Annotated in this window: 10 protein-coding genes; 1 reads left to right on the top strand and 9 read right to left on the bottom strand. The window is 76.5% G+C overall.

Annotation, left to right across the window (positions count from 1 at the left end; genetic code table 11):
* Positions 1 to 9 precede the first annotated feature (9 nt).
* Entirely contained in the window at positions 10 to 1,668 is a 1,659-nt protein-coding gene (locus tag AB0I11_RS12385) for an FAD-dependent oxidoreductase (protein WP_357317885.1), read from the bottom strand.
* 127 nt (positions 1,669 to 1,795) lie between these two features.
* Here AB0I11_RS12385 and AB0I11_RS12380 point away from each other — a divergent pair, with 127 nt between their 5' ends.
* A complete protein-coding gene (locus tag AB0I11_RS12380; RefSeq protein WP_357317882.1) occupies positions 1,796 to 2,470 on the top strand; it encodes a M15 family metallopeptidase in 675 nt (224 codons plus the stop codon).
* Here AB0I11_RS12380 and AB0I11_RS12375 read toward each other — a convergent pair.
* The 8 genes from AB0I11_RS12375 to AB0I11_RS12340 form a co-directional block, all read right to left on the bottom strand.
* On the bottom strand, positions 2,448 to 3,320 hold the full coding sequence (locus AB0I11_RS12375; RefSeq protein WP_357317880.1) for an NAD(P)-dependent oxidoreductase: 873 nt from the start codon (positions 3,318 to 3,320) through the stop codon (positions 2,448 to 2,450). The two genes, AB0I11_RS12380 and AB0I11_RS12375, sit on opposite strands and share 23 nt — an antisense overlap.
* 33 nt (positions 3,321 to 3,353) lie before the next feature.
* Positions 3,354 to 4,172, bottom strand: coding sequence for a hypothetical protein (locus AB0I11_RS12370; RefSeq protein WP_357317877.1), 819 nt, complete (start codon positions 4,170 to 4,172; stop codon positions 3,354 to 3,356).
* Between the two features lie 166 nt (positions 4,173 to 4,338).
* A complete protein-coding gene (locus tag AB0I11_RS12365; RefSeq protein ID WP_357317875.1) occupies positions 4,339 to 5,148 on the bottom strand; it encodes a methyltransferase domain-containing protein in 810 nt (269 codons plus the stop codon).
* A gap of 6 nt (positions 5,149 to 5,154) precedes the next feature.
* Entirely contained in the window at positions 5,155 to 5,952 is a 798-nt protein-coding gene (locus tag AB0I11_RS12360) for an ABC transporter ATP-binding protein (protein WP_357317872.1), read from the bottom strand.
* On the bottom strand, positions 5,952 to 6,695 hold the full coding sequence (locus tag AB0I11_RS12355) for an ATP-binding cassette domain-containing protein (RefSeq protein ID WP_357317868.1): 744 nt from the start codon (positions 6,693 to 6,695) through the stop codon (positions 5,952 to 5,954). The genes AB0I11_RS12360 and AB0I11_RS12355 overlap by 1 nt, the downstream gene beginning before the upstream one ends.
* A complete protein-coding gene (locus AB0I11_RS12350; RefSeq protein WP_357317866.1) occupies positions 6,692 to 7,702 on the bottom strand; it encodes a branched-chain amino acid ABC transporter permease in 1,011 nt (336 codons plus the stop codon). Before AB0I11_RS12350 ends, AB0I11_RS12355 begins: the two co-directional genes overlap by 4 nt.
* Complete coding sequence (locus tag AB0I11_RS12345) at positions 7,699 to 8,592, bottom strand: branched-chain amino acid ABC transporter permease (protein ID WP_357317863.1); 894 nt, start codon at positions 8,590 to 8,592, stop codon at positions 7,699 to 7,701. The genes AB0I11_RS12350 and AB0I11_RS12345 overlap by 4 nt, the downstream gene beginning before the upstream one ends.
* Positions 8,589 to 9,782: an ABC transporter substrate-binding protein gene (locus tag AB0I11_RS12340; protein WP_357317860.1), complete on the bottom strand. Its 1,194-nt coding sequence runs from the start codon at positions 9,780 to 9,782 to the stop codon at positions 8,589 to 8,591. Before AB0I11_RS12340 ends, AB0I11_RS12345 begins: the two co-directional genes overlap by 4 nt.
* Between the last annotated feature and the right edge of the window lie 19 nt (positions 9,783 to 9,801).

Genomic DNA, 9,801 nt, shown 5'->3' with positions numbered 1-9,801 from the left:
TCCTCGCGCTCACTGGGCCTCCAGGTAGCGGTGCACGAGGGAGACCGCCATGGCGCCCTCGCCGACGGCGGAGGCGACCCGCTTCACCGACTCGGCCCGCACGTCACCGGCGGCGAACACGCCGGGCATGCTGGACTCCAGGTGGTACGGGTCGCGGGGCAGCGCCCAGCCGGCGGGCCGGCGGCCGCCCCGGGTCAGGTCCGGCCCGGTGAGGACGAAGCCCCGGCTGTCCCGGGTGACCGCGCCGTCGAGCCAGTCGGTGTGCGGCTCCGCACCGATGAACACGAACAGCCACGAGGTGTCCGCCTGGCGCGTCTCGCCGGTGCGGGTGTCGCGCAGGGTCACCTGCTCCAGATGCTCCTGGCCGGCGCCGCCGACCACCTCGGTGTGCGGGTGGACCTCGATGGTGTCGATCCGGGCGAGCTGCTCGATCAGGTAGCTGGACATCGAGCGGGTCAGGTCGTCCCCGCGGATCAGCAGGTGCACCCGGCGGGCGTACCGGGAGAAGTGCACGGCGGCCTGGCCGGCGGAGTTCGCACCACCGACGATGTAGACGTCCTCGCCCGAGCAGCTCGGCGCCTCGCTGGCCACCGAGCCGTAGAAGCAGCCCCGGCCGGTCAGCTCGGCCAGCCCGGGCGCCGGCAGCATCCGGTACGACACGCCGGTGGCCAGCACCACCGTGTGGGCGGCGACGCTGCTGCCGTCGGTGAACCGCAGCAGCCGCGCCCCGCCGGCGTCCTCCAGGGACACCACCTCGCGGGCGCTGAGCAGCTCGGCGCCGAAGCGCAGCGCCTGCCGGCGGGCCCGGTCGGTGAGCTGGGCGCCGGAGACCCCGTCCGGGAAGCCGAGGTAGTTCTCGATCCGGCTGCTCTGTCCGGCCTGGCCGCCGGTGGCCCGCCGCTCGATGAGCACGGTCCGCAGCCCCTCGGACGCGCCGTAGACGGCCGCGCCGAGCCCGGCCGGCCCGGCGCCGACGACCACCAGGTCGTAGAAGTCGGCGGCCGGCGTGGTGGCCAGCCCGACGTGCCCGGCCAGGTCCGCCGTGGTGGGCTGCACCAGCGACTTGCCGTCGGCCGTGACGACCAGGGGTACGTCGTTCGCGCCCACCCCGGCCGCCGCCAGCAGCCCGGCGCCCTCGGGTTCGTCGGCCGGCAGCCAGCGGAACGGCACCAGGTTCCGGGCCAGGAAGTCACGTGCCGCGAACGACGGGGCGGACCAGCGGTGGCCGACCACCCGCAGCTCGCTGGTGGCCGTCGCGGCACTGGCCGCCCACGCCTCGAGCAGCGAATCCAGCACCGGGTAGAGCTTCTCCTCCGGCGGGTGCCACGGCTTGAGCAGGTAGTGGTCCAGGTCGACGACGTTGATGGCGTTGATCGCCGCGTCCGTGTCGGCGTACGCGGTCAGCAGGACCCGCCGGGCGGCGGGGAACAGGTCCATGGCGGCCTCGAGGAACTCGATGCCGTTCATCTGGGGCATCCGGTAGTCGGCGAGCAGCACGGCCACCTGTTCACCGCGCAGTTTCAGCTCGCGCAGCGCCTCCAACGCGGCCTCGGCGGAGTCCGCCCGTACCACCCGGTAGCGGTCGCCGTAGCGGCGGCGGATGTCGCGGGCGACCGCCCGGGAGACGGCCGGGTCGTCGTCGACGGTGAGGATCGCGGGGTTGGGCATGGCGTCTACTTAAGCACCACCGCCGCCCGTCACCCAGCCGCCCGGCGCCGCTGCCCGGTGCTGGGCACCAGCGGCGCTGAGCAGGCGTACTCAGGCGACCGGGCGCGGCGTCCGGAAGTCTGCCCGCATGACTGGTGTCGACGGGGTCCGGTCGGTGATCGTCCACGTGGCCCGGTGGGCGCGGCTGATGAGCGCGGCCGAGCGGGCCCGCCGCCGCGACCGGGTGTATCAGGTGGTCACGCTGCTACTGGCGGCGCTGCTGCTGCCCCTGGCCCTGGTCGTGGCGCCCGGCCGGGCGCGGTGGCTGGCCGGCCGGTGGGCGCTGGCGATCCGGTTCCCCACCGAGGACCTGACCGGTCTCACCCCGGACACCCGGGCCGCGTTCGAGGCGGCCCGGACCCGGGCGCTGTGGCGGCACGGCGAGCTGATCGGGCTCACCTCCGGCCACCGGCCCGCTGAGGAACAGGCCCGCCTGTTCGCCATGGCGGTCCGGCGCAGCGGTTCGCCGGAGGCGGCCCGCCGGTGGGTCCTGCCACCGCAGGAGTCCCGGCACGTCGCGGGGGTGGCGTTGGACGTCCGGCCGGTCGAGGGGGCACGCTGGCTGGAGCGGCATGGCGCGCGGCACCACCTGCACCGGGTGTACGACAACGAATGGTGGCACTTCGAGTACCTGCCGGGTCGCCCCCCGGACCGGCTGTCGCACCCCGGCGCGTCGAGGTCATGCCGCCCGGTGGGATCGTCGGCGTGCGCCGGCGCGCGGCCGGCCCGGTCGATCCGGTCTAGCGGGTGTCGGCCTCGGTGAGGGCCCGGGTCACCACCGTGAGGTCGTCCCGGCCGAGGCCCGCGTCGACCGCGCGCCGCCACTCCTCGGCCAGCGCCGTCGCGGCCGGGAACCGGCCGGCCGGCGCCTCCCGCAGCGCCAGGTCCACGTCCTTGAGCGCCAGGTCCAGGGTGTACTGCGGGGTGTAGTCGTCCCGGCCGATCCGGTCGAGCTTCTCGGCCGCCCAGGCGGACAGCAGCGGGCTGCCGTGCAGGGCGTCGCGCACGGTGGCCCGGTCCAGGCCGAGAGTGTCGCCGAGGGCGACCGCCGTGGCGAGCCCTTCGGCCAGGAAGGCGAGCAGCAGGTTGTTGACCAGCTTCAGCCGCGAGCCGGCGCCGGCCGGGCCGACCCAGACGGTCCGTTGACCGACCGCCTCGAAGACCGGCGCCACCCGCTCCCGCACCGCGTCGGGGCCGGCGGCGAGGACGACGAGGCGGCCCTCCCGCGCCGGGCCCCGGCTGCCGGCCACCGGCGCGTCCACCAGCGTGACGTCGGGGCGTTCCGCCTCGACCAGCGCGGCCAGCGCCTCGGTCTCGGTCACCCCGATGGTGCTCATCTGCGCCCAGACCGCCCCCTCGGGGAGCGCGGCCAGCATGCCCTGGTCGACGGCGAGGGACCGGACCGCGGCCGCGTCGGTGACCATGGTGACGGCGATGTCGGCGCCGCGTGCCGCGTCGGCCGGCGTGGCGGCGACCTCGGCGCCCTGGTCGCGGAGCCGGTCGGCCGGCTCCGGGTGCCGGTTCCACACCACGGTCGGCAGTCCCGCCCGGATGATGTTGGCCGCCATCGGCTCCCCCATGCCGCCGAGCCCGAGCACCGCCACCCGCGTCATCGCACCGCCCTCCCGCCTCGCTTCTCGGCCAGCCTAGGCGCAACGCCGACCGGGGGCGGCGCAATCCGGGCAGCGGGCCCGGCGGCGCCGTCCGACGTCCGGGCCGGGGCCTGACGTCGAGGGCGCCGGGCCGGCGGTTGAGCGCGCCGCCGCGCTCAGCAGTGGTTGCCGGTGTCCCAGCAGCTTGCCGCCGCCGAACGGCACCACGCCGGGCTTGAGCGTCTGCGGGATGCCCCAGCTGCCGCTCACCACGTACCAGGGGCCGCAGGTGCCCGGCAGGGAGAGCCGCATCGTCCAGGTCGGCGCGGCCCGGTCGAGGTAGCGGACCTGGGAACCGTACAGCTTCGCGCCGCCGTCGGCGGTGAAGGTGTAGGTGGCCCAGAAGACCCGGATGCGCTCGCCGGGGCAGAGCTGGTCGCTCCACTCGCCATCGGTCCGGGCCGCGACCTTCACCACCCCGTCGGTGAAGACCTGGACCACGTCCACCGCCCCGGCAGGCGTGCAGCTCGGCCTGGTGGTGCCGGTCGTCGCGCGCGGCCGGGGGGCCGGCGCGGTGGTCGACCGGGCCGGCGCGGGCCGCCGTTGCGGGGTGGTGGCGCGCACGGGGACGGCCGAGGGGGTGGCCGGGACCGCGGTGGCGCCGGGAGTCGCCGAGTCGACCGGAGCCGGGGTGCCGCCGCCGATGGTCGCCGCCGGCGAGGTCGGCGCGGCGGCGGGTACGACCGCCGGCCGGTCCGGACCGGCGCCGAGCGCCGCCGCGAGGGCCGCGGCGAGCCCGGCCGCCGGCAGCAGCCAGCGCCGCCGGGGCCAGGTGACGTCGGGTACGTCGGGGGTGTCCTGCGACTCGGACATGGGGGCTCCCGAGGAGGGCGGAGGCGCGGTTTCGCCAGGGCCCGTGGATCTTACTGTCGACCGGGTCGATCCGGTGTCCCGTGCGCCTGCCGTTGCGGGCGGCGCTCCCCCGCGGTCCGCGGTGACGGACGGCGGTCACGTTGCCGCGTGACCGCCGTACCGCCGCTCACCGCGCCGCCGGCCGCCGTCCCCGGGTCGACACGAACTGGTAGGACATCACCGCGAACGCCGGGTCCCGCAGCAGCTTGCGGAACGCCTCCAGCTGCCCCGGCGACAGCCCCGCGTCGAGCAGCTCCGGCTCGAGTTGCCGGGAGTTCGTGCCGTACAACGACGCGCCGAAGGAACCGCCGGGCCAGCTCTGCGAGTGGGTGACGGTGTCCACCTCGACCAGTCCCGCCGACACCAGCTCGGCGTGCACGTCCTGGGCCCACGCCAGATCCGCGCCGTGCCCCTGCAGGACGCCGAGCATCGCGTCGGTGACCTGGGCGAACAGCTTCGCCGCGTCGTCGCTCGGCGCGGTCAGCACGCGCAGCGGCGCGGTGCAGTCGAACTCCTCCACCACCAGCCATCCGCCCGGCGCCAGCGCCCCGGCCAGCGAGGCCAGTACGCGCCGCCGCTCGGGCAGGTGCAGCAGCACCAGCCGGGCGTGGATCAGGTCGAAGGCGTCCCCCGGCGCGGGGTCGTCGCGCACGTCGTGCCGGCGTACCTCGAGGGTGCCCGTCGGGGTGAGGTGGGTGACGTCGATGTCGGTGGCCAGCACCCGGCCGGTCGGGCCGACCGCCCGCGCCAGGCTGCGGGCGACCGAGCCGCCGCCGGCGCCGATCTCCCAGCACACGGCGCCGGGGAGGAGCACGGGCGGGCCGATCCGACCCGCGGTGATCGGGTCGAGGAACGCCTCCAGGGCACGCAACTGGGGCACGGCCTCCGGGGAGCCGTTGTCGAAGGTGTACTCGGTGTCGGGGCTGTCGGTGGGCATGCTCGCTCATCCCTGTCGCAGGTGGTCGGGCCGGGTGCCCGGGTCGGGCCAGCGGCCGGGCACCGGTCGGGGGGCCGGCGGCTCCCCGACGGCGGCGACGCTGAGCATCGCCGCCAGGACGCCCGGGTCGGCCCGGGCCTCGGCCGCCGGCCGGTCGTAGACCACCCGGCCGTACTCCAGCACGGCGATCCGGTCCGCGACCTCGAACGCGTGCTGGAGCTGCTGCTCGACGAGGAGGACGGTCAGCCCGCCCCGGGCCAGCGCGCCGACCAGGTCCCGCACCCGGGCCGCCAGGTCGGGGGCGAGCCCTTCGCACGGCTCGTCGAGCAGCAGCACCCGGGGCTGGCCGAGCAGGGCCCGGGCGATGGCCAGCATCTGCTGCTCGCCGCCGGAGAGCTGGTCCCCCCGGTGGCGCAGCCGGGCGGCCAGCCGGGGCAGCAGCTCCAGGATCCGGGGAACCGTCCAGCCCTCGCCGCCGGGCGTCGCGGCCCGCCAGGGTGCGGCCGCCAGCACCAGGTGCTCGGCCACGGTCAGCCGGGAGAAGACCCGCCGGCCCTGCGGCACCAGGCCGACCCCGGACCGGGCGATCCGGTGCGGCTGCCGGCCGGCCATCTGGACGCCGCCGATCTCGATCCGCCCGGCGTGCGGCCGCACCAGGCCCGCGACCGTGTGCACCAGGGTGCTCTTGCCCGCTCCGTTGCGGCCCACCACCGCCTGGACGGTGGCCGGCCGCACGTCGAGGCTCACCTCGTGCAGCACGGTGCCCCCGGCGTAGCCGGCGCAGAGCCGCTCGACGCGCAGCATCAGGCCACCCCTTCCGCGTAGGCCTGCCGGACCGGGCCGGAGGCGCGGATCTCGGCGGGCGTGCCGGTGGCCAGCGTCCGGCCGTCGCGCAGCACGGTCACCGTGTCGCAGAGCGCGTACACCAGGTCCAGCCGGTGCTCGACCAGCAGCACCCCGACCGCCCGGGGCAGCACCCGCAGGAACTCGGCGAGCCGGTCGACCTCGGCGGCGGACAGGCCGGCGGCCGGCTCGTCGAGCAGCAGCAGCCGGGGCCGGCCGGCCAGCGCCACGGCGATCTCCAACTGCCGGCGCTGGCCGTGGGCGAGCTGCCCGGCGGGGGTCGCGCCGAGGTCGCCCAGCCCCACCCGCGCCAGCAGCGCCGCCGCCGTGTGCTCGGCGGCCCGCCGTCGGGCGCCGGGACGCCAGCCGGCGGGACGTACCGCGTGCGGGAGGGCGGCGACCAGCACGTTCTCCGTGGCGGTCAGCGTCGACCAGACGGCGGGGCGTTGGTGGATCCGGCCGATGCCCCGCCGGGCCCGGGCGGCCGGGCCCAGCCGGGTGACGTCCCGGCCGGCCAGCCACACCCGGCCACCGCCGGACCGGGTGCGGCCGCCGAGCACGTCGAGCAGCGTGGTCTTGCCGGCGCCGTTCGGCCCGATCAGCGCGTGCCGCTCGCCGTCCGCGATCCGCAGGTCGACGCCGTCGAGCGCGGCCAGCGACCCGTACCGGACGGTGATGCCCCGGGCGCAGAGCAGCGGCGTCATGCCCGCACCTCCGAGGGGGTCGGTCGGTCCGCCGGCCGGCGGCGGGCCGGTACGCCCGGCAGCAGCCGGCCGCGCACGGCCGGCCGGCGCCCGCCGCCGGGCAGCAGGTAGACGGTGACCACGAAGGCCAGCCCCAGCACCAGGGGCGCCTGCCCGGGCAGCACGCCGAACAGCCAGTCCCGGGCGGCGATGACGACGACCGTGCCGACCAGCGCGCCGGCCACCGAGGCGGCACCGCCGATGACCACGCCGAGCAGCAGCAGGGCGGAGGTGTCGAAACCGAAGTCGGCCGGTGAGACGTACTGCTGGGTCACCACGAGCAGGGCGCCCGCGCTGCCGGCGACGGCGCCCCCCGCGATGTGCACGCCGGCCACCTGGGCCGACACCCGGTGCCCGCTGGCCCGCAGCCGGGCCTCGTCGTCCCGGCCGGCCCGCAACAACAGCCCGACCCGGGTCCGCAGGACCAGCAGCACCACGCCGAGCAGCACCGCCACCACCGCCAGGGTGTACAGGTAGCGCGCCCGGTCGGTGGCCAGCGCCGGCATGCCCCAGAGGGGACGCACCGGCGCGATGCCGGCGAGGCCGTCGGTGCCACCGGTCACCGAGCGCCACCGGCCGGTGGCGGTCACCACGAGTTCACCGACCGCCAGGGTGATCATCAGGACCACCACGCCGCGCGCCGAGACCACCAGTGGGACGGTCACCGCGGCCAGCGCCGCGCCGGCCGCGGCCGCCACGGCCACCTGCACCGGGCCGACGTCGGAGAGCCGGCCGGCGACCAGCGCGCTGGCGTACGCACCCGCCGCGTAGGGCGCGGTCTGCCCGAGGGTGGGCAGCCCGGCGACGCCGGTGAGCAGGGCCACGCTCACCCCCACCAGGCCGAGCGCCAGGGTCCGGGCGAGCAGCGCGGCGGTGTAGTCGTCGACCGCCCACGGCGCCAGCACCAGCCCGGCCAGGACCAGCGCGGCGACGCCGCGCCGCAGCGCGCGCACGACCTCGTCGCTCACGTCGCCCTCCGCACGGTCAGCGGCAGCCGGGCCCGCACCGCGAGCACCACCGCCATCGCGGCGAAGAGCAGGAACGGCGCGGTGGACGGGGCGAGGGCGACGCCGAGGGTCTGGATCTGCCCGACGGCCAGCGCGGCGAGCAGGGTGCCGGCCATCGACCCGAGGCCGCCCAGGACGACGACCACCAGGGAGAGCAGCAGCACCGTGTCGGCGGTGTCGGTGCCGGGGCCGATGATCGGGGCGCCGAGCACCCCGGCGGCCCCGGCCAGCCCGCCGGCGACGGCGAGCACCCCCACCCGGATGCGGGTCGGGCTCACCCCCATCGCGGCGACCATCTCCGCGTCGTCCACGGCGGCGCGGACCAGCATCCCGGCCCGGGTGCGGCGCACCGCCAGGTGGAGCAGGCCGGCCAGCAGCGCGGCGACGGCGATGAAGACCAGCCGGTACGCCGGGTAGCGGTGCCCGGCGACGGCCACCGACCCGTCCAGCGCGGCCGGGACGCGCACCGGCGGGTCGTCCGGCCCGAACGCCCCCACCAGCAGGCTCCCGCCGGCCAGCGCGACGCCGAAGGTGAGCAGGGCCTGAGTGAGGTGGCTGCGGGCGGCGCTCCGGGTGAGCAGCCCGGCGACCAGCGCCCCGGCTCCGGCGGCGGCGACGGTGCCGGCCACCAGCGCCAGCGCCAGGCTCGGCCAGCCGCCGTCGAGCAGCGCGGCCGCGGTGTAGCCGCCGATCGCGAAGAGGGTGCCGTGCGCGAGGTTCAGGATGCCGGCGACGCCGAAGCAGAGCACCAGCCCGGCCGCGGCGACGAACACCAGCAGCCCGTAGGCCACCCCGTCCAGCGCCGGCACGAGGTACGGGTCGATCCGGATGCCGGCCGCCACCGCGGTCACCCGCCGACGGTGGCGAGGTCGCCCACGACGGTGTTGGACAGCGCCCGGCCGTCCGGGCGGACCTGGCGCAGGTACCACTTCTGCACCGGCGCGTGGGTGGTGGGCGAGAACTGCCAGGTGCCACGGGGGCTGGCGATCTGGCCGAGCCGGCCGATGGCCGCGTTGATCCGCTCCGGGGTGGGGTCGTCGCCGGCGTCGGCGACGGCCCGGTCCAGCACCGCCGCGGCGTCGTAGGAGGCCATCGCGTACGTGGTCGGGGAGCCGTCCTTCTTGGCCTTCCACGCGGCCACGAACGCGCGGTTCTCCGCGTTGTCCAGGTCGGGCGAGTAGTTGAGCACCGAGTAGATGTCCCGGGCGGCCGGGCCCTGCGCGTCCAGCACGCCACCCTCGGTCAGGAAGCCGGCGGCGTAGAGCGGCAGGTCCTTGATCTCCGACTGGGCGTACTGCTTGACGAAGTCGACGGCGGCGCTGCCGGCGTAGAAGGTGTAGACGGCGGTCGCGCCGGAGGCCTTGATCCGGGCGAAGTACGGGGTGAAGTTGGTGGTCGCCGGGAACGGCGTGAAGGTGGTCTTGCCGTCCGGGTTGGCCAGCCGGCCACCGGCCTTGACGAACGCCTCGGTGAAGCCGCGCAGCTCGTCCCAGCCGCCCTGGTAGTCGGGGCCGATGGCGTAGACGCTGCCGTCGACGTTGTCGTGCACGTACGACGCGATCGCCTCCCCCGGCTCGTCGGAGAGGTAGGAGGTGTGCCAGACCCGGGACACGTCCTTCAGCGCGGGCCGCCCGTTGGCGCCGACGAAGGGCACCTTCGTCTCGTTGAGCAGCGGGTAGACCGCGGCCACCGAGCCACCGCCCACGATGCCGGTCAGCGCGACCACCCGATCCTGTTTGAGCAGTTTCGTCGCGGCGGGCACCGCGGTCGCCGCGCCGTTGCCCTCGTCGGCCACGACCAGCTCGACCTGGTGGCCACCGAGCTTGCCGTCGTGGGTGGACAGGTAGAGCTCGAAACCGTCGCGCATCTCCTTGCCGACCGCCTGGTACGTGCCGGAGAGCGAGGCCAGCAGACCGACCTTGATCGCCCCGGGGGCGGCGGCGTCGCGCTCGTCGTCGGCGCAGGCGGTCGGGGCGAGCAGGACGAGGGCGAGCAGCGCCGCGGTGCGGGCGCGGTGGTGCCGGGGGAAGCTCAGGGACATCTCATCTCCTACCAGGGGT

The organism is Micromonospora sp. NPDC050495 (assembly GCF_040655175.1).
GTDB lineage: Bacteria > Actinomycetota > Actinomycetes > Mycobacteriales > Micromonosporaceae > Micromonospora.
This window is presented reverse-complemented; position numbering and strand designations above follow the sequence as displayed.